The sequence below is a fragment of the Pseudoxanthomonas sp. UC19_8 genome (assembly GCF_042700505.1).
Classification (GTDB): Bacteria; Pseudomonadota; Gammaproteobacteria; order Xanthomonadales; family Xanthomonadaceae; genus Pseudoxanthomonas_A; species Pseudoxanthomonas_A winnipegensis.
This window is the reverse complement of record NZ_CP170559.1, coordinates 495061-517797: the sequence shown is the minus strand read 5'-3', so window position 1 is coordinate 517797 and position 22737 is coordinate 495061. Positions and strand designations below refer to the sequence as shown.

17 protein-coding genes and 1 pseudogene are annotated in these 22737 nt (G+C 71.9%); 5 read left to right on the top strand and 13 right to left on the bottom strand.

Annotated features, from left to right (window positions below; genetic code table 11):
- Window positions 1-10 precede the first annotated feature (10 nt).
- The 8 genes from ACFJIT_RS02200 to ACFJIT_RS02165 all read right to left on the bottom strand — a co-directional run bounded on the left by ACFJIT_RS02200 (window position 11) and on the right by ACFJIT_RS02165 (window position 9129).
- Window positions 11-907, bottom strand: coding sequence for a lysophospholipid acyltransferase family protein (locus ACFJIT_RS02200; protein WP_340648559.1), 897 nt, complete (start codon window positions 905-907; stop codon window positions 11-13).
- A complete protein-coding gene (locus ACFJIT_RS02195; RefSeq protein WP_131658993.1) occupies window positions 891-2213 on the bottom strand; it encodes an O-antigen ligase in 1323 nt (440 codons plus the stop codon). The genes ACFJIT_RS02200 and ACFJIT_RS02195 overlap by 17 nt, the downstream gene beginning before the upstream one ends.
- Window positions 2210-3343 (bottom strand): glycosyltransferase family 4 protein, encoded by a 1134-nt coding sequence (locus ACFJIT_RS02190; protein WP_379654892.1) that lies wholly within the window; start codon window positions 3341-3343, stop codon window positions 2210-2212. The genes ACFJIT_RS02195 and ACFJIT_RS02190 overlap by 4 nt, the downstream gene beginning before the upstream one ends.
- Window positions 3333-3530 carry a zinc-finger domain-containing protein gene (locus ACFJIT_RS02185; protein WP_130517041.1) on the bottom strand — a complete coding sequence of 66 codons (198 nt, stop codon included), beginning with the start codon at window positions 3528-3530 and terminating at the stop codon, window positions 3333-3335. Before ACFJIT_RS02185 ends, ACFJIT_RS02190 begins: the two co-directional genes overlap by 11 nt.
- Window positions 3531-3811: 281 nt before the next feature.
- Window positions 3812-5038 (bottom strand): acetylornithine transaminase, encoded by a 1227-nt coding sequence (locus ACFJIT_RS02180; RefSeq protein ID WP_379654891.1) that lies wholly within the window; start codon window positions 5036-5038, stop codon window positions 3812-3814.
- Between the two features lie 266 nt (window positions 5039-5304).
- The gene (locus tag ACFJIT_RS02175; protein ID WP_379654890.1) at window positions 5305-7179 is read right to left on the bottom strand and encodes a hypothetical protein; all 1875 of its coding nucleotides are present in this window, start codon (window positions 7177-7179) and stop codon (window positions 5305-5307) included.
- Between the two features lie 643 nt (window positions 7180-7822).
- Window positions 7823-8257, bottom strand: coding sequence for a VOC family protein (locus tag ACFJIT_RS02170; protein ID WP_130517035.1), 435 nt, complete (start codon window positions 8255-8257; stop codon window positions 7823-7825).
- Between the two features lie 53 nt (window positions 8258-8310).
- The gene (locus ACFJIT_RS02165) at window positions 8311-9129 is read right to left on the bottom strand and encodes an SDR family oxidoreductase (protein WP_379654889.1); all 819 of its coding nucleotides are present in this window, start codon (window positions 9127-9129) and stop codon (window positions 8311-8313) included.
- 160 nt (window positions 9130-9289) lie between these two features.
- On the opposite strand from ACFJIT_RS02165, the pseudogene ACFJIT_RS02160 reads away from it, so the two are divergent.
- Window positions 9290-11331, top strand: a pseudogene (locus ACFJIT_RS02160) (VTT domain-containing protein).
- A gap of 212 nt (window positions 11332-11543) precedes the next feature.
- On the opposite strand, the gene ACFJIT_RS02155 reads toward ACFJIT_RS02160, so the two are convergent.
- From ACFJIT_RS02155 to ACFJIT_RS02145, 3 genes are all read right to left on the bottom strand, one after another.
- Window positions 11544-12140, bottom strand: a complete 597-nt coding sequence (locus tag ACFJIT_RS02155; RefSeq protein WP_379655694.1) for an LON peptidase substrate-binding domain-containing protein — start codon at window positions 12138-12140, stop codon at window positions 11544-11546.
- Between the two features lie 68 nt (window positions 12141-12208).
- Window positions 12209-13636, bottom strand: coding sequence for a UDP-N-acetylmuramate:L-alanyl-gamma-D-glutamyl-meso-diaminopimelate ligase (mpl, locus tag ACFJIT_RS02150; RefSeq protein WP_379654888.1), 1428 nt, complete (start codon window positions 13634-13636; stop codon window positions 12209-12211).
- Between the two features lie 128 nt (window positions 13637-13764).
- A complete protein-coding gene (locus ACFJIT_RS02145; protein ID WP_379654887.1) occupies window positions 13765-14331 on the bottom strand; it encodes an adenylate kinase in 567 nt (188 codons plus the stop codon).
- 131 nt (window positions 14332-14462) lie between these two features.
- On the opposite strand from ACFJIT_RS02145, the gene ACFJIT_RS02140 reads away from it, so the two are divergent.
- Window positions 14463-15719: a 6-phosphofructokinase gene (locus tag ACFJIT_RS02140; RefSeq protein ID WP_130561522.1), complete on the top strand. Its 1257-nt coding sequence runs from the start codon at window positions 14463-14465 to the stop codon at window positions 15717-15719.
- Between the two features lie 36 nt (window positions 15720-15755).
- Here ACFJIT_RS02140 and ACFJIT_RS02135 read toward each other — a convergent pair whose 3' ends face one another.
- Window positions 15756-16268: a hypothetical protein gene (locus ACFJIT_RS02135; protein WP_379654886.1), complete on the bottom strand. Its 513-nt coding sequence runs from the start codon at window positions 16266-16268 to the stop codon at window positions 15756-15758.
- 251 nt (window positions 16269-16519) lie between these two features.
- Between ACFJIT_RS02135 and ACFJIT_RS02130 the strand changes: the two genes are divergently transcribed.
- From ACFJIT_RS02130 to ppa, 3 genes are all read left to right on the top strand, one after another.
- On the top strand, window positions 16520-17677 hold the full coding sequence (locus ACFJIT_RS02130) for a hypothetical protein (protein ID WP_379654885.1): 1158 nt from the start codon (window positions 16520-16522) through the stop codon (window positions 17675-17677).
- A gap of 154 nt (window positions 17678-17831) precedes the next feature.
- Complete coding sequence (locus ACFJIT_RS02125) at window positions 17832-19865, top strand: sodium-translocating pyrophosphatase (protein WP_379654884.1); 2034 nt, start codon at window positions 17832-17834, stop codon at window positions 19863-19865.
- 121 nt (window positions 19866-19986) lie between these two features.
- Window positions 19987-20526, top strand: a complete 540-nt coding sequence (ppa, locus tag ACFJIT_RS02120) for an inorganic diphosphatase (RefSeq protein ID WP_130517015.1) — start codon at window positions 19987-19989, stop codon at window positions 20524-20526.
- A gap of 472 nt (window positions 20527-20998) precedes the next feature.
- Here ppa and ACFJIT_RS02115 read toward each other — a convergent pair whose 3' ends face one another.
- Entirely contained in the window at window positions 20999-22594 is a 1596-nt protein-coding gene (locus ACFJIT_RS02115) for a sulfotransferase (protein WP_379654883.1), read from the bottom strand.
- Window positions 22595-22737 lie beyond the last annotated feature (143 nt).

Below are 22737 nucleotides of genomic sequence, written 5' to 3'. Positions count from 1 at the left end.
TCACTCCTCGTCAGTAAGGCGAAGCCTCCCCCGCCGGGCGCGTCTTGAAGCGCCGGTGCCACCACAGATACTGCGCCGGATGCGCGCGGATCACCGCTTCCAGCTCGCGCATGTAGCGCGCGGCGAAGGCGCTCGGGTCGGATGCGTCGGCCTGCGGCCAGGGCGCATCCACGCGCACGCGGTAGCGGCCATCGGCCAGGCGCTGGCACCAGTACGGCACGATCGCCACGCCGGCGCGGCGCGCCAGCTCGGGGGTGGTGGTGAGCGTGGCGGCCTGCACGCCGAAGAACGGCACGAAGGCGCTGTTGTAGGTGAAGTTCTGGTCGGCCAGGTAGACCATGCGCGCGCCGCCGGACAGCGCGCGCAGCAGACCGCGCACGTCCTTCTTGCCGACCACATGGGCGAACACCCGCCGGCGCCCGTCCTGCATCAGCCGCTCGCCGCAGGAACCGCCGGTGCGCCGGACCATGCACGACATCGGCGCGCCCAGCGCCTCGCCCAGCAGGCGCGCGCCCAGGTCGACATTGGGGAAGTGCGCGGTCAGCAGCAGCACGCCGCGGCCCTGCGCCTGCGCGGCGCGCAAGTGCTCCAGGCCCTCGACCTCGAACAGCCCGGCCAAGGCGCTGGAGGGCGCGTACCAGGCGCGGATCATCTCCAGCAGGCCGATCACGCTGTCGCGCGTATTGGCGCGCACCAGCGCCTCGCGCGCGGCTGCGTCCAGCTGCGGGAAGCACAGCGCCAGATTGATCCGCGCGATGCGCCGGCGCGAGGCCAGCAGCGGCGTCAGCAGCCAGGCCAGCGCGCGGCCCAGCGCCAGCACGCGCCGCTGCGGCCAGGCCGCCACGCGCCGGCACAGCCAGCGCAGCGGACCCAGGCCGGGGCAGCGCGGCTCAGGCCGCGGCGGCATCGTGGCGCGCCAGCAGGCTGCCGGCGTACAGCGCGGCCAGCAGCAGCGTCAGCCCGCCCCAGAAGGTCGAGTAGAAGGCCAGGTGCGTGTTCAACGGGAACACCGTCACCGCCAGCGCCAGCATCGCCGGCCGCGCGCGATCGCGCGCCTCCGGCGTGGCGAAGCGCCAGGCGCGCCAGGCCAGCGCCGCGCCGGACAGCCACAGCAGCAGGCCGATCACGCCGGTCTCGGCCAGGATCTCCAGCACGATCTGGTGCGCGTGCAGCGCAGGGCCGTGGCCCCAGGCCGGCGCCACGCTCGGCGTGGGATCGCAGGCCGGGAAGACATCGCGGAAGTTGCGCACGCCCACGCCGTTGATCGGGTGCTCGCCGATCATGCAGCCGGCGGCCTGCCAGATGCGCCCGCGCCCTGACAGCGCGGTGTCCACGCCGGCCTCGTCGCCGGCGAAGGCCGCGGTGGTCAGCTGCACGCGCTTGGCCAGCTTGGGCGAGGCCACTGCCATCACCGCCAGCAGCACCGCGGCGGTGGCGAACACGCCCAGCAGCGGCTTCCAGCCCAGCAGCCGCCAGCCGGAGAACACCAGCACCAGCGCATAGGTGATCCAGGCCGCGCGCGCGCCGGCCAGCAGGACCACCACGCCGATGGCCGCCGCGGCCAGCAGCCAGCCGCCCATGCCGAAGCGACGCCCGGCCGCGAACAGGCCGAACGGCGACAGGCTGGCCAGCACCAGGCCGAGCTTGAGGTTGCACGGCCCCAGGAACCCGCTGAGCCGGTCCACCGCCTCGACCTCGGCCGCCGAACACATCGGATGGCCGCTGAAGGCCTGCTTGAGCGCATCGATGCCGAAGAACAGCGGACTGGTGCCCACCGCCACCTGCACCAGCGCATCCAGCGTCCAGATCGCCACGATGATGGCCAGCCCGCCGAAGGTGATCCGCCGGCCGCGCTCGTTGGCCACCGCCGAGGCCACCAGCCACAGGAAGGGCAGATAGCGCAGGTCGGTGGCGGCCTCGCCCCAGGCGCGGCCATGGTCGACCGCGTCGAAGGCGGAGATGAATTCCGGCACCCAGTAGGCGCAGAACATCACGCTGGTCAGCGCCCAGGCCTCGTTGCTGAGCAGGCGATCGCCGCCGCGGAAGCGGTGCAGGGCCAGCTGCACCAGCGCGGCCAGCGCGCCCAGCGCCAGCACCGCTTCGGCATAGCCCGGCGCCGGCCACAGCGCGACGAACAGCAGGATCCAGGCCGGCGCCCAGCGCCAGCCGTCCGCGCGCGGGGCAAGTCGGGGCGTCGGGGCGGGGGTGGTCATGGGGCGGTGAGTTCCTGGTAGAGCGCCAGCGTGGCGCGCTGCATCGCGGCCAGCGTGTAGGGCATGGTAGCCGGCGGCGCCGGCGGTGCGGCCAGCAGCGCGCGCGCGGCGGCGGCCAGCGCCTGCGCATCGAACGGTGCCACGGCGCCGGAGGGCTGCAGTTCGCCCAGCAGTTCGCCCACCCCGCCGTGCGCCCAGCCCAGCACCGGGCGCCCGACCGAGAGGGCCTCGATCACGGTGCGGCCGAACGACTCGGGCTTGCGCGAGAGCTGCAGCACCAGGTCGCTGGCGGCATAGGCGTCGGCGATGCGCGCGGTGACCTCGGTGAAGGCGACCGCCTGGGCGATGCCCAGCTGCGCCGCCAGGGCTTCCAGCTCGGCCACGTAGTCCTCGCGGCCGGGCTCGCGCGCGCCGGGCAGCCACAGGCGCGCGTCCAGGCCGTCGGCGCGCAGCGCGGCCAGCAATTGCAGGCCGTCGCCATGGCCCTTGAGCCGCGTGCCGCGCCCGGGCAGCAGCAGCAGCGGGCCGTCGCCGGCCAGCTGCGGGAACTGCTCGGCGGCCCAGGCGCGCATCGGCGCATCAGGCCACGGCGCGCGTGGGAATTGCGTCGGATCCAGGCCGCGCGGGATCACCCGCAGGCGCGCCGGATCGGTCCTGGGGTAGTGCTGCAGCACGTAGCGGCGCACGGTGTCGGACACGCAGATCACGCGTTCGCCGCGGGTCATGATGGCGCTGTAGGCGCCGGGCGAATTGAGCCCGTGCACCGTGGTGACCAGGTGCGGGCGCGCGGCGCGCGGCATGCCGCGCAGCGCGCCCCAGCCGATCCAGGCCGGCAGACGCGAGCGCGCGTGGACGATGTCGGGGCGCTCGCGCTCGAACAGCGCGCGCAGCGTGCGCACATGGCGCAGCGTGCCCAGCGCCTTGCGGCCGATGTCCAGCGTGACATGGGTGGCGCCGCTGGCTTCCAGCGCCGGCACCAGGCGCCCGCCGGCGGAGACCACGAGGGCGCGATGGCCGGCCGCGACCAGCGCGGCGGCGATTTCCAGGGTGGAGCGCTCGACGCCGCCGGCGTGCAGTGCCGGCAGCAGCTGCACCACCGTCAGCCGGCGCGTGCCCGGCTCAGTCGGCAAGGACGAAGTGCGAACCGCAGTACGGGCAGTCGGCCTCGCGGTTGGGCGCGTCCTCGATGGGCAGGTAGACGCGCGGATGCGAGTTCCACAGCGCCATCGACGGCAGCGGGCAGCTCAGCGGCAGGTCCGCGCGGGTGACGGTGTAGCGCTTTTCGGCATTGGCCGGCGCGGTGGCGGGTTGGCTCATGGCGGGGTACTCGAACGCAGACCGTGAAGGGCGAGGATTCTAGCAGGGGGCTTGCCCCGTCTTTGTGGGAGCCGCCCAGGCGGCGATGGCTTTCACTTGCAAAGCCCCCTCGCCGCCGTAGACCAAAAGGCCACAGGGCCCGCTCCCCCTGTAGAGCGGAGCTTGCTCAGCTGCATTTCGGCCGGATCATCGGGAAAGCCCCAGCGGAGCAAGCTCCGCTCTACAGGGCGGTGGCGACTTGATCGGAAAAGCGCGTTGTTCCCACAGGCTTGGCCGGCCTCTCAGCGCGCGGCCAGCCAGTCGCGCAGGGCGGCTTCCAGGCGGGTGAGGCCTTCGGCCAGTTCCTCGTCGGTGAGGTTGAGCGCCGGCACGAAGCGCAGCACGTCCGGGCCGGCCTGCAGCAGCAACAGGCCGTGCGCGGCGCAGGCGTCGAGGATGGCCGCGGCCTGGCCGGCGTACTGCGGGCGCAGCACCGCGCCCAGCATCAGCCCGCGGCCGCGCACCTCGGCGAACAGCTGCAGCTCGCCGTCCAGGCGGGCCAGCGCCGCCTGCAGCGCCTGCGACTGGCGCACGACATTGGCCGCGATCTGCGGCGAGCCCAGCTTGGCCAACGCCACGCGCGCCACCGCCGCGCCCAGCGGATTGCCGCCGAAGGTGGTGCCGTGCGCGCCGAACTGCATCACCTCGGCCACCTTCGGCCCCACCAGCATCGCGCCGATCGGGAAGCCGCCGCCCAGGGCCTTGGCCAGGGTCACGATGTCCGGCGTCACCCCATCCTGCCAGTGCGCGAACAGCTCACCGGTGCGGCCCATGCCGCACTGGATCTCGTCCAGCACCAGCAGGGCGTCGTGCTGGCGGCACAGCGCCTCGGCGCCCTTCAGATAGCCCGGCGCGGCCGGCAGCACGCCGCCCTCGCCCTGCACCGGCTCGAGCATCACCGCGGCCACGTCACCGCCGGCCATCGCCGCTTCCAGCTGGGCCAGGTCGTTGAAGTCCACGTAGCGGAAGCCGCCGGGCAGCGGCTCGTAGCCTTCCTGGTACTTGGGCTGGGCGGTGGCGGTGACCGTGGCCAGCGTGCGGCCGTGGAAGCTGCCGCGGAAGGTGACGATCACGCGCCGCTCGGGCGCGCGCCCCTGCCCGGCCGCCCACTTGCGCACCAGCTTGATCGCCGCCTCGTTGGCCTCGGCGCCGGAGTTGCACAGGAAGGCGCGGGTGGCGAAGCGCGAGGCCTCCACCAGCTCCTGCGCCAGGCGCAGCGGCGGCTCGCTGTAGAAGATGTTGCTGGTGTGCCAGAGCTTGCCGGCCTGTTCGATCAGCGCGGCGGTGAGGTCCGGGTCGTGGTGGCCCAGGCCGCACACGGCGATGCCGGCCGCCAGGTCGATGTACTCGCGGCCTTCGGTGTCCCACACGTGCGCACCCTGGCCTCGCTCCAGCACCAGTTCGCGCTGGCGGTACACGCTGAGCGTGTACTGCTTGGCGGAGGCGATGAGGTCAGAAGCGGCGGTCATGGCGATCGGTCCTGCGTGCGGAGGGGATGAGCGGGGCATTGTCGCCGATCGCCTGGTGGTGCGTGTAGGGTCACTGCGATGACTGGCGTTGCATCGGTAAAGCCCATCGCCGCCATTGGCCGAAAAGGCCACAAGGGCGCACTGTAGAGCGGAGCTTGCTCCGCTGCCTTTCGTTCGGTTCGTCGGGACGGCCCCAGCGGAGCAAGCTCCGCTCTACAGGGGGGAGCCGCCCTTGTGGCCTTTTCGGCCAATGGCGGCGAGCGGCTTTACCGGGAAGCGCCCACCGGCGCCGAACACCCAGGCCGCTTGGCATTGGGCCGGATCTCGCTGTCCGCGCGCATCGGCGGATCGCAGAACAGCTGCGGCGTGCTGACCGTGTCCTGGCGCTGCAGCGTCCCGTCGCGCCAGTCCTGGACGCCGAAGCGGTCCACCGCGCCCTGCCCCGGCGCGGCCGGCAGCAGCGTCACCACCTCGCGCTTGCCCAGCGTGCCCGCGGGCATCGCCACCAGCGGCCCGGGGTCGGCCGGCGTGGCGCCGGGCGCGGCCGCCGGCACCACGTAGAACACGAAGCCATCCTCCACCGGTTGCCAGCCGGTCGAGCGACGCCGCGCGCGCTCGAAGGTCTGCATCACCACCCGCGCCGGCGCGATGCCCGGCGCGCGCGCCAGGTCCTGCGCCAGCAGCGGTGCGGACTTCTTGTCCAGGTCGTGCACGGCCCAGGCCAGCAGCGGGCAGGCGCCGCTGCCGGCCTGCTGCGCGCGCGCCGCCAGCAACGCCGTCAGCTCCGGCACGCGGTGGCGGCCGACCAGCTCGTTGGGCATCCACGCGCGCAGCTGCATCCCGGCCGGTGCGTAGTGGCCGAAGAACTGGCGCTCGGCGAAGGCCCGGTACTGCGGCGTGGGCGGACCGAACTTGTAGGGATGCATCACCGGGATCTGCTGCCCCGCGCAGCCGGGCATGCCCGCGACGAACTGCGCGCCGCTGCGCCAGGGCTCGTTGCGTTCGACGAAGCGCCCGCTGCACATCCACAGCCCGCTGGCCACGGCCACCACCAGCAGCGCGGCGGCGAGCTGGCCGCCGCGCCCGGACAGGCGCGGGCCGGCCGCCTCGTACAGCCAGGCCAGCAGCGCGCACAGGAACGGCAGGGTGATCAGCACATTGCGCGCCGAGTACGACGGGGCGACCAGGCAGCTGACCAGCACGCCGCTGGCGATCACGCCGAGCAGCACGAACAGCGCCAGCCGCGCCGCGTGGCGGCCTCCGTCCGGCACGCGCGCGCCCAGGCTGCCGCGGCCGCCGCGCCAGCGCTGCCACAGCGCGGCCACGATCAGCGCGGTCAGCGCCCAGCTCGCGCCGGCCGCGGCCAGGTGCTTGCGCGCGATGCGCGTCTGCGACCAGAAGAAGTGCACATCGGCGCGGTACCAGGTCTTGTCCACGTCCTGCTGCGTGGTATGCAGCAGCAGCCAGGTGTAGCCACCGACCACGGCCAGGATCAGCAGCCCGGCCAGGATCACCGGCACGCGCAGGCGCGGCACCGGCAGCAGCCAGACCAGCACCATGCCGGTGAGCAGCAGCAGGTAGAAATGCATCAGGCTGCCGGCCAGGCCCAGCGCGAACAGCGCGGCGAACGCGCCCCACGGGAAGGCGCCGGTCGCCGGCGTGCGTTCGCGCAGGCGCAGCGTCAGGCCCATCAGCGCGGCGGCGATCAGGATCGCCGCGCCATAGCTGCGTGCGTTCTGCGACTGTTCGAACCAGAACGTGGACACCGCCGCCAGCGCCAGGGCGAAGCCCAGCGCCGCCGGACTGAAGCGCCGCCACAGCACGCGCGCGGTCAGCGCCAGCGCCAGCACCGCGCACAGCGCGCTGGACAGGCGCAGCCAGACCTCCGACAGCCCGCCCAGCCGGCTCCAGCCATACAGCAGCATGTAGTACAGCGGCGGATGCACGTCGGTCAGCGCGCGCCGCCAGACGCCGGCCAGGCCGTCGCCTCCGCCGATCACGTAGACGGTGAACAGCTCATCGGCCCAGTAGTTGCTGCGCGCCAGCCCAACGAAGGCGAACACGCAGGCCACCAGCGCGATGGCGGCATAGGCCGGTGCCGGCCAGCGCAGGCGACGCTGCGCCACGGAAGAAGACATCATTCGGCGATACCGGCAAAGGACGAAAGACACGGCCCGCCCGCGCCCTCGACCCGGGCCAGCGCGCGTCGGCCGGCGGCGATGATACGGCCAGCCCGGCGCGGCGCCGAGCCCCGCGCGGCACGCGAAAGAGCCCAGCGACCTCCACAAGGACACGCCAAGGCACCAGGTTCCCGCTTTCGCGGGGCCTTTGAAAAACATTGCTGATTGCCGCGTTGGACTGATAAAGGCGCCGTGGAGGTCACGACGATTGCGCCTTGGTGGCTGCCAGTTGATCGGGAAAGCCTCGACCCCTCCCCCTCAATCGCTACCCGCGATTTCGAGCTCCCCTGCGCTGTGCGCAAGGGAGGGGGCAGTAGGTTGCTTGCTGTGCCACCGCCTACTGGTCTTGGCCCCCTCCCTTTCGCCGAAGGCGAAGGGGAGGGTTGGGGTGGGGTGCTTTTGCTTCTGGCTTTGCTCTAGATCGGTACGTTCAGCCGATGAAAGCAACTCGAACGCAGTCGAGGGGAGTTCTGCAAAGGTCCCCTTTCGCGGCAACGGCGGATCTGTGCCTCCAACTGGACGGCGCGCGTCCTGCCAGCGCACACGGCGCAGGCACTGCGGGCCGAAGCCCGCGACGCTGGCCGGCGCCGCGGGAGAAGCCGGCTTACCAGGTGCCGGTATTGGCCATCGAGGCCCAGGGCTCGGCCGGGGCCAGGGGCTTGCCCTTCTGCAGCAGCTCGATGGAGATCAGGTCCGGGCTGCGCACGAACGCCATGTAGCCATCGCGCGGCGGGCGGTTGATGGTGACGCCCAGCGACTGCAGGTGGGCGCAGGCGGCGTAGATGTCATCCACCTCGAAGGCCAGGTGGCCGAAGTTGCGGGCGCTGCCGTAGTCCTCGACGCTGCCATCCTCGGCCGGCCAGTTGTAGGTCAGCTCGACCTCGGCCTCCGGGTTCTCCGGGGCGCCGAAGTAGACCAGCGTGTAGCGCCCTTCAGGGCTGTCCTTGCGGCGGGTCTCGCGCAGGCCCAGCCCTTCGGTGAAGAACTTGGCGGTGGCGTCCAGGTCGCGGACGCGGAGCATGGCGTGCAGATATTTCATGGTGTTGAACAACTCGAGAGGGGGAAAGAGGCGCCAGCGGGCCTGAGGGCCGGTCAGTCCAGGAACAGGTCCGGCAGCAACGGCTGGGTGGGGTCGATGGCGTAGCCGGACAAGTCGTGGATGCCGGCCTGGGCCAGCACCTGATCGTCGATCAGGAACTGGCCGGTGCAGTCCGTCGCGCGGCGGGTCAGCACGGCATGGGCGGCGTCGCCCATGATCGCAGGCGAGCGCCCGTTGGCCAGCGACACGCCGGGGATCATGTTCAACGCGTCGGTGGCGATCAGCGTGCGCGGCCACAGGCCGTTGACCGCCACGCCCTGCGGGCCGAACTCGGCCGCCAGACCCAGCGTGACCAGACTCATGCCCATCTTGGCCAGCGTGTAGCCGGTGTGCGGGCCCCACCACTTGGGATCCAGCGACGGCGGCGGACACAGGGTGAGGATGTGCGGATTGGGCGCCTGCAGCAGGTGCGGCAGGCAGGCCTGCGCGCACAGGAAGCTGCCGCGCGCGTTGACCTGCTGCATCAGGTCGAAACGCTTCATCGGCGTCTCCAGCGTGCCGCGCAGCCAGATCGCACTGGCGTTGTTGACGAGGATGTCGATGCCGCCGAAGGTGTCGACCGTGGCCGCCACCGCCGCGCGCACCTGATCCTCCTCGCGGATGTCGCACTGCAGGGCCAGGCCGCTTCCGCCGGCCTCGTTCACCGCCTGGGCCGCGCTGTGGATGGTGCCGGGCAGCTTGGGATTGGGCACCGAGGACTTGGCGGCGATGGCCACGTTGGCGCCGTCGCGCGCGGCGCGCAGCGCGATGGCCAGGCCGATGCCGCGCGAGCCGCCGGTGATGAAAAGAGTCTTGCCTGACAGAGTCGTCATGCGCGAGCGCCAATGGCGCGACCGGGCCGGTCGCCGCGCAAGTTTAAGTGCCAGGCCCGCACAGGGCGGCATGCGCGGCAGGCGAGGACCGGGCGCCGCACGCGGGCGCCGTTCACTTCGCGCTCCTGCGCGCCCGCGCCGGGCACCTATAATTTCGCCGATGGACTCCTGGTTCGACGGCCTGCTCGACTGGATCGCCGCGCATCCGGTCGCCGCCGGCGCGGTGGTCTTCCTCATTGCCCTGTGCGATTCGCTGATCGTGCTGGGCGCGATCGTGCCCGCGCTGCCGCTGCTGATCGGCGTGGGCGTGGTGATCGGGCTGGGAGAACTGTCCGGCCCCTATGCGGTGGTGTGCGCGGCGCTGGGCGCCTTCGTCGGCGACGGGGTGAGCTTCTGGGTGGGCCGGCGCTGGGGCACGCAGCTGCGCGCGCACTGGCCCTTCAGCAAGTACCCGCAGCTGCTCGAGCGCGGCGAGCGCCTGTTCCACCGCAACAGCCTCAAGGCGATCTTCATCGCGCGCTATGTCGGGCCGATCCGGCCGTTCGTGCCGGCGGTGGCCGGCATGCTGCACATGCCGCTCAAGCGCTATCTGCCGGCCAGCGCCGCCGCCGGCCTGTCCTGGGCGGTGCTGTTCCTGCTGCCGGGCTGGATGCTGGGCCAGGCCTACGACGCGGTCGCCGCGGTCGCCGGTCGCCTGGCGGTGGTGGTGGGCCTGCTGCTGGTGGTGCTGGGCGTGATCTGGGCGGCGGTGCTGTACAGCTACCGCTGGTTCGCCGCGCATGCCGATGCGCTACTCGCGCGCGGCCTGGCCTGGTCGCGCGCGCATCCGGTGCTGGGGCGCCATTCGGTGGCGCTGTTCGATCCCCCGGCGCCGCGAGACGGTGTCGCTGGCGGTGCTGGCGGTGGCGCTGCTGGCCCTGGCCTCGGGTGCTGTTCGCCTTCCTGGTGGTGGTGCTGGGCCATGGCGAGCCGCTGGGCGTGGACCTGGCGCTGTACGAACTCATGCACAGCCTGCGCAACCCGCTGGCCGACCGCCCGCTGGCGGCGATCGCGGCGATCGGCGATGCCGACGTGCTGGCGCCGGCCTGGCTGGCGGTGCTGGGCTACCTGGCCTGGCGCAAGCGCTGGCTGGCGGTGGGCCACTGGGTGGCGGCGATCGTCTTCGGCGTGGCCCTGACCGGCTGGCTGGGCGTGGTGGTGGACATTCCCAAGCCGCCGGTGGTGGCAGGGGGCTTCGGCTTCCCGTCCAAGGCGGTGACCATGAGCACGATCATCTTCGGCTTCTTCGCCGTGCTGATCTCGCGCGAGCTGCCGGGCCGCGACCGCGCCTGGCCGTACGTGGTCGCCGGCGTGGTGGTCAGCACGATCGGCTTCGCCCGCATCTACCTTGGCGCGCACTGGCTCAGCGATGTGGTCGGCGGCACCCTGCTGGGCGTGGTGTGGGTGCTGATCCTGGGCGTGGCTTACCGCAGCCGGGTGCGGCGCTCGCTGTGGGTCAAGCCGCTGGCCTGGCTGTTCTACGGCGTGTTCGTGCTGGCCGCGCTGTGGCACGGGCCGCGCGCGGTGGATCGCATGCTGGCGCTGTTCGATGCGCCCATCGCCTCGGTCGCCCGGCCCTTGCCGGACTGGTGGAAGGACGACTGGCGCAAGCTGCCGGCCACGCGCAACGAGTTCGATGACGCCCAGCGCTGGCCGCTGGACGTGCAGGTCGCCGGCCCGCTGCAGCCGCTGGTGCGCCATCTGGAAGACCAGGGCTGGCGCCTGCAGCCGCAGGCCGGCTGGGAGCGCGCGCTGCAGCTGCTGGACAGCGACCTGCCGCCGGAACGCCATCCGGTGTTGCCGGCGACGCTGGACACGCGCGCCGAGAGCCTGCTGATGCTCAAGCCCGGCCCGCGCGCCGACCAGCAGTACGCGCTGCGCCTGTGGGCCAGCCCGATCGCGCTGCAGCCAGGCCAGGTGCCGCTGTGGATAGGCGGCGCGCAGACGCTGCGCCACCAGACCCTGTTCGGGCTGGTCGGCATGTGGCGGCCGCTGCCCGACGCCGACGCCTCGCTGGACCAGGTGCGCGATTCGGTGCGCGGCCTGCCGCAGGCGATGGCGCCGCATCCGTCCTCCGGCCTGCCGGTGCTGCGCCTGCGCACCGATCAGCTGCCGCTGGAACACGCCCCGCCCGCGCAGCTGCCGCCGGTGCGGGCGCGCTGAGGCTCGCGGCGCGGGTGCGATGCCCGCTGCGGGTGACCGGCCGTTCGGACGGTCGCCGTCCATCACCCGTCGTTCCCGCGAAAGCGGGGTTCCAGTGCCTTGGTTGTCGTCGGGAAAGCCACTGGGTTCCCGCCTGCGCGGGAACGACGGTAGAGCGTTTGTCGCGGCTAACGACGGCGGAGCGTGTGTCGCGGCGTTAGCCGACGAAGGCGCTAGGCCATCAGCGCCAGCAGATGATCCAGGCGCGCATGCGGATCGTCTTCCTGCAGCACGGCCAGGCGCTGGGCGTCGCTGAGCGGCAGCAGTTCGGCCAGGCGCCAGCCCACCCAGGCGGCGCTGTCCAGGTCGGCGGCGGTCATGCCGGGCGGGGTCGCGCCGGCCTTCTCGAAGATCTTCTCCAGCACCGTGGCCAGCAGGCCGTGCTCGGGGCGCAGTTCGTCGTCGTCCTCGGGCGGGCACCAGTCCACCTCGCCCACCACCAGCCCGTTGTCGCGCACCCGCGTGCGCTGCACGTGGAAGCGCCGGCCGCCGCGCAGGCGCAGGGTCAGCAGGCCGTCGCTGCCGGTGCCGAAGTCCTCGATGGTCGCCTCGGTGCCATAGGCCGCCGGCGTCGCGGGGGCGCCGGCCTCGCCGCCCTGCAGGATCAGGCACACGCCGAAGCCGCGCCCGCTGCGCCCGCATTCCCGGATCAGGTCCAGGTAGCGACGCTCGAACACCCGCAGCCCCAGCCCCGCCCCGGGCAGCAGCACGGTGTTGAGCGGGAACAGGGGAAGCGTCTCGGTCGCGGGCATGGCCGGGAGTGTAGGCAGAGCGGAGGTGAAGAGCGGTGAGCGAAGCGAAGTGCGCAACGGCCAGGGTGTACAGGCCCGGCTTTCGCTCACTCCTGCTGCAAGGACGCCAGGAAGCGCCGCGGCGCCCCGTCGAAGCCGCCGTTGGACATGAACACCACATGGTCGCCCTCGCGCACCAGCGTGCCCAGCGCGGCGATCAGCGCATCGCTGTCGGGCACCGCACGCGCCTGGCCGCGGACGGCGGCGATCACCTTGCCGGCGTCCCAGGCCAGCTCGGGCCGGTGCAGGAACACCACCGCATCGGCGCCATCCAGCGACGGCGCCAGCGCCTGCGCATGCGCGCCCAGCCGCATCGAATTGCTGCGCGGCTCCATCGCCACCACGATGCGCGCCGCGCCGACCTTCGCACGCAGGCCCTCGAGCGTGGTGGCGATGGCCGTGGGGTGATGGGCGAAATCGTCGTACACGGTGACGCCGCGCGACTGGCCGATCACCTCCAGCCGGCGCTTGACGCTGCGGAACGCGGCCAGGGCCGGCATCACGCCGGCGATGTCCACACCCACGGCGTTGGCGGCGGCCAGCGCCGCCAGGCCGTTGAGCACGTTGTGCCGGCCGACCAGCGGCCAATGCACCTGGCCCACTTCCACCCCATGCCGCAACACGGCGAAGGCGCTGCCGTCGGCCTCGATCAGGCGCGCGCTCCAGTCCAGCGAAGCATCGAAGCCGAAGCGTTCCACCGGCGTCCAGCAGCCCATCGCCAGCACCTCGTCCAGGCGCGCATCGGCGCCGTTGACGATCAGCCGGCCGTTGCCCGGCACGGTGCGCACCAGATGATGGAACTGGCGCTGGATCGCGGCCACGTCGGGGAAGATGTCGGCGTGGTCGTACTCGAGGTTGTTGAGGATCGCCACGCGTGGCCGGTAATGCACGAACTTGCTGCGCTTGTCGAAGAAGGCGGTGTCGTACTCGTCGGCTTCGACCACGAAGAGCGGCGCGTCGGCATCCGGCGCCGGATCGCCGTGGTCCGGCGCGGCGCCGGATGCGCGCGCGGCGAGCGAGCCTCCCAGCCGCGCCGACACGCCGAAGTCCTCGGCCACCCCGCCGATCAGGAAGCCCGGCGCGCGCCCGGCGGCCTCCAGCAGATAGGCCAGGATGGTGGTGGTGGTGGTCTTGCCATGCGTGCCGGCCACGGCCAGCGTGGTGCGCCCCGGCAGCACCGCCTCGCTCAGCCACTGCGCGCCGGAGGTGTAGGCGAGGCCGGCGTCGAGCACCGCCTCCACCGCGGCGTTGCCGCGCGAAAGCGCGTTGCCGATGATCACCGCATCGCAGTCCGGCGAGATGTTGGCAGGCAGATAGCCCTGCGCCAGCGCGATGCCCAGCCGCTCCAGCTGCGTGGACATGGGCGGATAGATCGCCTGGTCGCTGCCTTCGACGGTGTGGCCCAGCTCGCGCGCCAGCGCCGCCACGCCGCCCATGAAGGTGCCGGCGATGCCGAGGATGTGCAGTTTGCTCATCGTTGCAGCAGGAGTGAGGGGAAAGAGCGAGGAGTGAGCGGGAGGAGCAAGAAGCGAGAAGCGAGCCAATCCGGCGGCGGTTGCCTCTGCTCGGTCTTCACTCCTGCGCGCTCACTCCTGGCTTTCGACTATCGCTTGGCCAGCGCCTCGGTCAGCCGCTGGGTAACTTCGTCCAGCTCGCCCACGCCGTCGACCACGGTCAGGCGGCCCTGCTGCTTGTAGAAGTCGATCACCGGCGCGGTGCTGTCCGCGTAGACCTGCAGGCGCTTGCGTACCGACTCGGGGTTGTCGTCCGCGCGGCCCTCGGCCTGGGCGCGGCCGGCGATGCGCTCGACCAGCAGCTCGGTCGGCACGTCCAGCTGCACGGCAGCGTCCATCGGCTGGCCGATGCGGGCCAGCAGCTGGTTCAGCGCGTCGGCCTGGGCCAGGTTGCGCGGATAGCCGTCCAGGATGAAACCGTTGGCGACGTCGGGCTGGGACAGGCGCGATTCGAGCATGCCCAGCAGGATCTCGTCGGAGACCAGGTTGCCGGCATCCATCACCGCCTTGGCCTGCTTGCCGAGCTCGGTGCCGGCCGCCACCTGCGCACGCAGCAGGTCGCCGGTGGAGATGTGCGGGACCTTGAAGTGGTCCTTCAGGCGCGTGGCCTGCGTGCCCTTGCCCGAACCGGGCGGTCCCAGAAGAACCAGTCGCATCGTGTCACTCCAGCATTCAATGAGGAAACCTGTGAGGCCGGAGCGGGCAGCCAGCACGGCGGCGGCGCCGACGCGACCGGCGCATCGATATGGGAAGCTTACCCCATCCGGTCCAGACCCCAGGAAAGACGATGGCGGCTTCCACCCTGTTGTACGCGCAGTCCGGCGGTGTGACCGCCGTGATCAATGCCACCGCCGCCGGCGTCATCGGCGAGGCCAGGCGGCACAAGGTCAAGGTCCTGGCGGCGCGCAACGGCATCCTCGGCGCCCTGCGCGAGGAGCTGATCGACACCTCGAAGGAATCGGCCGCGGCGATCGCCGCGCTGGCGCATACGCCGGGCGGCGCGTTCGGCTCGTGCCGGGTCAAGCTCAAGTCGCTGGAGGCCGACCGCGCCCGATACGAGCGCCTGCTGGAGGTGCTCAAGGCCCATGGCGTGCGCTGGTTCCTCTACAACGGCGGCAACGACTCGGCCGATACCGCGTGGAAGGTCTCCCAGCTGGCCCAGGCCTTCGGCTATCCGTTGACCTGCGTGGGCGTGCCCAAGACCATCGACAACGACCTGGCGGTCACCGACACCTGCCCCGGCTTCGGCTCGGCGGCCAAGTACACCGCCGTGTCGGTGCGCGAATGCGCGCTGGACGTGGCGGCGATGGCCGAGACCTCGACCAAGGTCTTCGTCTACGAGGCCATGGGCCGCCACGCCGGCTGGCTGGCGGCGGCCGCGGGCCTGGCCGGCACCGGCCCGGACCAGGCGCCGCACCTGATCCTGTTCCCCGAGCGCGCCTACGACGAGGCCGCCTTCCTGGCCCAGGTGGACAAGGTGGTCAAGCGCGTCGGCTATTGCGTGGTCGTGGCCAGCGAAGGCATCCGCAGCGCCGACGGCCGTTTCGTCGCCGACGCCGGCGGCGGCACCGATGCCTTCGGCCATGCCCAGCTGGGCGGCGTGGCCTCGTATCTGGCCGGCAAGGTCAAGGCCGCGCTGGGCTACAAAGTGCACTGGGCACTGCCGGACTACCTGCAGCGCTCGGCCCGCCACATCGCCTCCAAGACCGACTGGGATCAGGCCCAGGCCGTGGGCAAGGCGGCGGTGCAGTACGCCCTGGCCGGGCACAACGCGGTCATGCCGGTGATCGTGCGCGGCGCCGATGCGCCCTACCGCTGGAAGATCGCCCCGGCGCCGCTGTCCAAGGTCGCCAACCACGAGAAGACCATGCCGGCCGGCTTCATCCGCAAGGACGGCTTCGGCATCACCGAGCGCGCGCGCCGCTACCTCTCGCCGCTGATCCAGGGCGAGGCGCCGCTGCCCTACGGCCGCGACGGCCTGCCCAAGTACGTGGAACTCAAGAACGTGGCGGTGAAGCAGAAACTGCCCGCCTGGGAAGGCTGAGGCCGCGCATTCCCGGCGGAGGCCAGAGCATCGCGCTTACCGGCAGGGCTTGCCCTCGATCTCCAGCTTGGCCGCGTAGGCCGGCAGCGCGGCCAGCTTGCCGGCCTGGGCCTGGGCCTTGGCGTCCTGCAGGTAGAGGCGGGCGCGCTCCTGGCCGTCGAGCTTGAGCGCCTGCCCGGCCGGCTTGCGCCACACCTGCACCACCGCCTGCTGGCCGGCGCAGCTGGCCGAGGGCACCTTGATGATGTCGTTGAGCTTCCAGCCCTTGACCTCGCTGGGCTGGACCTTGTCGTAGTCCATGAACATCGCGCGCGCCTGGCAGACGCTGCTGGTGCGCACCAGGTTCATCGCATAGGGCTGGGCGGCCTCGCCGGTGAAGCGGCCTTCGATGCGGGTACAGGCCTCGGGGATCTGGCGCAGCGTATGCAGCACGCCGTTGGCCTGGGGGGTGCCGACCGGGCGCTGGATCTCCGGCGCCTGCTGGGCCAGCGCCGTCAGCGGCAGGCACAGCAGGCCGGCCAGGACCAGGCGGGAAGCGGATGCGGACATGGGCAGGTCCTTTCTAAGGGGAGGGAAACGGCGGGCAGGCTGGCACGCGCTGGCTGAACACCGGATCGCTTCGCCCGTCACCGTGTCCATACCGTGCTGAACCGAATGCGCCAAGGCGTGACCTGTGTCATGGCGGGCTCGCGTTCCACTAGGCGCGCGGACTCCGTCACGTTATGTCATCCCGGCGAGATGGAGGACGCGCAACGTTCCCGCCGTGCGTGTTTGAGGGTATTCGCGTTTTGAAGATTGTGATGCTGACCGTCCACGAGGCCACTTCGGCGCGCAAGGTGGACTTTCACTTCTGGACCGAGTCGCTGGCGCGGCAGGGGCATGCGGTGGACTTCGTGACCGTGGGCCTGAGCCCGCTGACCCGGCTCAAGCCGCAGGCGCGCCGGTTCCAGGGGCCGTTCAACGCCTGGCGCCAGGTCGGGCCCGGCGTGCGCAAGTACCTGTGGCGGCCGGTGCTGCATCCGCTGTCGCTGGGGCGCCCGGCGTTGGACGCGATCACCCGGCCGCTGTTCTCGCTCTACCCGGCCATGCTCACGCGCACGCTGTTGCGGGGCATCGCCGATGCCGAGGTGTTCGTCGTGGAGAACGGCGCCGGCCTGTGCCTGGTGCCGGCCCTGGCGCGGCGGTTCCCGCAGGCGCGCTTCATCTACAGCGTGTGCGATCGCATCGCCACGCTCAAGTACCACCCGCTGATCCTGGACGCCGAGCGCGAGGCGCTGCCGCACTTCAGCCTGGTGCGCGTGCCGGCCGAGGTGATGGTGGCCGACTACCCGCACGTGCCCCACGTGCACTACATCCCGCACGGCATCGACAAGGCGCTGTTCGACACCCCGCGGCCCTCGCCCTACCCGGCCGGCACGCGCAACGTGGTCAGCGTGGGCGACATGCTGTTCGACGACCACGCCGTGGACTGCATGGCGCGCGCCGAGCCGCAGGTGCGCTTCCACCTGTTCGGCAAGGGCGCGCGGCTGCAGGCGCCGCCGCCCAACGTGGTCGAGCACGGCGAGCAGCCCTTCGATGCGATCGTGCCCTACCTGCAGCATGCCGATGCCGGACTGGCGCCGTACCGGCCGGCGCTCAATGCCGACTACCTGAGCCAGTCGAGCATGAAGATGCTGCAGTACACCTATTGCCGGGTACCGATCGTGGCGCCGGACTTCGCCGCGCGCGGCGTGCACACCTCGGCCTACACGCCCGGCGTGGAGGGCAGCATCGTGGCGGCGCTGCGCCGCGCCCTGGCCTACGATCGCGCCGGCATCGACAACAGCGGCGTGCTGGACTGGGACGGGGTGACCGGACGCATGCTGGCCCTGGGCCTGGCATCGACCGCCGAGGCCGGCGCCACGCCGCCGGCACCGGCCCGATCGCACTCCACTGCCCAGCGGCGCGCCGACGCCTGAGCGCGCCATCACGCATCGCGCGGCACTGCATCATCGCGCCGAGCGCGCGCAGGCCTACACTGCCCCACAACGGGCACCGGTCGATCGACGCCCGTCCTCGGCGCCGGGCGTGTCGATGCGCGCGGCGAACCGTCCATCTGCCTTGGGAGGGGTCATGTTGGAACACTACGGTCTTGCGCTGGCGCTGGCATGCGCGGCAATCGCCATCCTGTACGGAATCGTCTCGTCGCGCTGGGTGCTCTCGCGCCCGGCCGGCAACGCGCGCATGCAGCAGATCGCTGCGGCCGTGCAGGAGGGCGCGCGCGCCTATCTCAACCGCCAGTACCTGACCATCGCCATCGCCGGCGCGGTCCTGTTCGTGCTGGTCGGCGTCTTCCTCAGCTGGCCGACCGCGATCGGCTTCGCCCTGGGCGCGGTGCTGTCGGGCGCGGCCGGCTACATCGGCATGAATGTCTCGGTGCGGGCCAACGTGCGCACCGCGGAGGCCGCGCGCCACGGCATGGGCCCGGCGATGGACGTGGCCTTCCGCGGCGGGGCGATCACCGGGATGCTGGTGGTGGGCCTGGGCCTGCTGGGCGTGGCCGGCTACTGGGCGCTGCTGACCCAGGTGCTGCGGGTGCCGACCGAACAGGCGCTGCATGCGCTGGTCGGGCTGGCCTTCGGCTCGTCGCTGATCTCGATCTTCGCGCGCCTGGGCGGCGGCATCTTCACCAAGGGCGCGGACGTGGGCGCCGACCTGGTGGGCAAGGTCGAGGCCGGCATCCCCGAGGACGATCCGCGCAACCCGGCGGTGATCGCCGACAACGTCGGCGACAACGTGGGCGACTGCGCCGGCATGGCCGCCGACCTGTTCGAGACCTACGCGGTCACGGTGATCGCGACCATGCTGCTGGGCGGGCTGATGGCCGCGCAGGCCGGCGCGAACGCAATCCTCTACCCGCTGGTGCTGGGCGGGGTGTCGATCATCGCCTCGATCATCGGCGCGCTGTTCGTGCGGGTGAAGGCCGGCGGCTCGATCATGGGCGCGCTGTACAAGGGCGTGATCGTCTCGGCGGTGCTGGCGGCGATCGCCTTCTACCCCATCACCACCGCCCTGATGCGCGACTCGGCCATCGGCGCCCTGCCGCTGTACGGCTGCGCCCTGATCGGGCTGGTCCTGACCGGCGCGATCGTGTGGATCACCGAGTACTACACCGGCACCCAGTACAAGCCGGTGCAGCACGTCGCGCAGGCCTCCACCACCGGCCATGGCACCAACATCATCGCCGGCCTGGGCGTGTCGATGAAATCCACCGCCCTGCCCGTGGTCGCCGTGTGCCTGGCGATCTGGGGCGCGCACGCGCTCGGCGGCCTGTACGGCATCGCCATCGCCGCCACGGCGATGCTGTCGATGGCCGGCATGATCGTCGCCCTCGACGCCTACGGCCCGATCACCGACAACGCCGGCGGCATCGCCGAGATGGCCGAGCTGCCGGCCGAGGTCCGTGCGGTCACCGACCCGCTCGACGCGGTCGGCAACACCACCAAGGCGGTGACCAAGGGCTATGCGATCGGCTCGGCGGCGCTGGCCGCGCTGGTGCTGTTCGCCGACTACACCCACAACCTGGCCGCCGCGCACCCCGGATCGGCCTACAGCTTCGACCTGTCCGATCACCGCGTGATCATCGGCCTGCTGATCGGCGGCCTGATTCCCTATCTGTTCGGCGCCATGGCCATGGAAGCGGTGGGCCGCGCCGCCGGCAGCGTGGTGGAGGAAGTGCGGCGCCAGTTCCGCGAGATCCCCGGGATCATGGACGGCAGCGGCAAGCCGCAGTACCACGCCGCGGTCGACCTGCTCACCCGCGCGGCCATCCGCGAGATGATCGTGCCCTCGCTGCTGCCGGTGGTGGTGCCGATCATCGTCGGCCTGGTGCTGGGCGCGCAGGCGCTGGGCGGCCTGCTGATCGGCACCATCGTCACCGGCCTGTTCGTGGCCATCTCGATGACCACCGGCGGCGGCGCCTGGGACAACGCCAAGAAGTACATCGAGGACGGGCACTTCGGCGGCAAGGGCAGCGAGGCGCACAAGGCCGCGGTCACCGGCGACACCGTCGGCGACCCCTACAAGGACACCGCGGGCCCGGCGATCAATCCGCTGATCAAGATCATCAACATCGTCGCACTGCTCATCATCCCGCTGCTGGGCTGAGCCCGCGCCCCGATGGCGCCGACGCCTTGGCAGCCCCTTGCCGGGCGTTGGCGCTGCGTTGCAGCACCGCTGCGCTAGAATGCGGCCCACTTTCGATCACCTCAAAGCATTGGAGCAGCGCATGGGCCTGGGCAGCGTCCCCACCGGCAAGAATCCGCCGGACGAGATCAACGTCATCATCGAGATCCCCAAGGATTCCGAGCCGGTGAAGTACGAAGTGGACAAGGAATCCGGCGCGATCTTCGTCGACCGCATCCTGTCCACGCCGATGCGCTACCCCTGCAACTACGGCTACGTGCCGCACACCCTGTGCGGCGACGGCGACCCGGCCGACGTGCTGGTGGTGCTGCCCCTGCCGCTGGTGCCCGGCTCGGTCATCCGCTGCCGCCCGGTCGGCGTGCTGCGCATGAGCGACGAGGCCGGCAGCGACGAGAAGCTGCTGGCCGTCCCGGTGGAGAAGGTCTTCAGCGGCTACTCGCACATCAACGACATCGCCCAGGTCAGCGGCCACTGGCTGGAGCGCATCGGCCACTTCTTCGAGCACTACAAGGACCTGGAGAAGGGCAAGTGGGTCAAGATCGACGGGTGGGGCGGCGCCGACGAGGCCAAGAAGATCCTGCTGGACGCCATCGCGCGCGACGCAGGCCACGACAAGGCCTGATCCAGGCCAGCCGTCGTCACGAAAGGCGCCCGCTAGGGCGCCTTTTTTGTGTGTCCCTCGCCCTAGCGCGAGGCCGTCGAGTGGACTTCGCCAAGCCGCCTCGCCCCTCCCTTTCGCCGCAGGCGAAGGGGAGCTCGAAGTCGCGAACCAGCGACTGAGAGGAGGGATGCTTTTGCTCTTGCTTCGGTGGCTTGACCGGGAAAGCCCCGACCCCTCCCCATCCCTCCCCTGCGCTGCGCGCAAGGGAGGGGGCACAAACCGAAGCCCTATTACCTGACGCGCGCGGCAGCGGGCCGGCGGGCGGGGGCCGCGCCTAGCGAGGCAGGACGCCGAGCGCCCGAATCAGGGCAGGATGCCCTGATTGAGGGAAAAGCGACCCCCGCCCGCCGGACCGCTGCCCTTCCGAAGCCGGAAGCACTGCTCTGCCGAAGCCGCGACGCACACCCGCCGCAACCTAGAACGGAAGAACGGCTCAGCCGTGGAAGGAAGCTTCCAGCGCGCGCTGCGGTATATCGCCCAGGACAGGCTGCAGACGCGCGGCATGCGGACGCCAGCGCTCCGCCGAGGACGGGCTGGCCGGCGGCTGCGCGCGCGGCAGGGTCTGGCCTAGTTCGAGGTTCCATTCCAGCCCGGCGAAGCCCACCACGCGCTGCATCTCCCCGTCGGGATCTGCCAGCAGCCGGTCCAGGTCCAGCCCCAGCCAGCGCTCGGGCGGAAGCTGCGCCAGATCGTCGAGCAGCACCCGCATGATCCCCGACCACTGACCCGCGACCACAGCCTCCAGCGGCAGACCTGACAGCGCCTGCCAGCCCGGCGGCCGCGCCAGCGTCCACGCCGGCCCCTCCCAGCCCGGCAGCACACCCGCGTCCTGCATGCGGCCCTCCTCCCAAGCGCGCAACAGACTGCCCAGCGCGTCATGCGGCTCGCGATGGACGAACACGAAGCGCGCATCGGGGAACGCCTGCGCCAGGAACGGCACCCGCAGCGCATCGCGCGCGTCCGCACGCAGCAGGCGCACCGTGCCGCCGGCGGCCGGCACCGGCTTGCCATCGTGACCGCGCAAGCCGCGCGCCAGACGCTCGCGCACCCGGCGCACCGTGTCCTCGACCGCATCGCCCGCCAGCAGGCGATGACTGAAGTCGGCCCGCTGCGGCGCCGCCAGGCGCTGGATGCCGTCGATCGCCCGACGCGCCTCGTCGCCAGCGGCATACAGACCCGGCGCCCGCGCCAGCGTGCGCGCCACCAGACCCGCGCCCGAACACGGCGCCGCCACCACGAACAACGGCTGCCGCAGGCGCGTGGGCGGCGAGCGCGGCTTCGGCGTGGCGACCGCGGGCGCCCCGGTCGGCGGCGCCTCGGATTTCCGCGCGCCTCCCCGGCGCAGCCCATCCTCCTCCGCCACCGCCACGTCCAGCACCTGCGCCTGCAGCGCCGGCCACAGGCCGATGCCGTTGCGCAGCACCAACTGTTCGACGCCCAGCTGCTGGCAGGCCTGCGCGGTGGAGGCCAGCAGCGCCCGATACGCCGGCCTGCCGGCCGCCTCGGCTCCATGCCGCGCCCACAGCGCATGCCAGTGCCGCGACAGGCGCAGCAGCAAGGCCTGCAGGCCGGCCAGACGCGGATGCGGCACGGCCTCGTTCAACAGGAACATCAGATGCTCGCGCAGCTCCCAGGGCGTCATCACCTGCGGCGCGCCATGCGCCTCCAGCGCCAGCGCCACACGCTGGTCGGGCGCCGGGGTCAGCTGCAGCGGCTGCCAGGGCTCGCGCTCGGCGCGGCCCGGCGTGCGGCCGCGGGTCAGCAGCTCCCATAAGCGCTCGCCTCCGACGGTGTCGGCTACCAGATGCAGGCACGGCCCCTGCGCCGGGCCGGCGAAGCGATGCGGACGCCAGGTATCGAACACCCAGGCCGTGCCCGGCGCCAGGTGCGCGACCTCGTCGCCGCACTCGAGCAGCACGTCCGGCGGACTCGCCAGCGGCAGGTGGAGGCGCAGGCGCTCGCGGTGGTAGTAGTCCACCGCGACCTCGGCCGCGTACTGCCGCCCGACCGCGATGCGCTGCAGGAACACCTGGCCCAGGTCGCGCCCAGCCCGGCCAGCGTCTGCTGCAGCAGCGGCATCTGCCGCAGGAACGGCGTGGCACGCATCGGGCCGGACAGCGACCCGCTGGCCGCATCGCCGCCGCTGCTGACCAGCCGCAGCCGCTCGCCGCC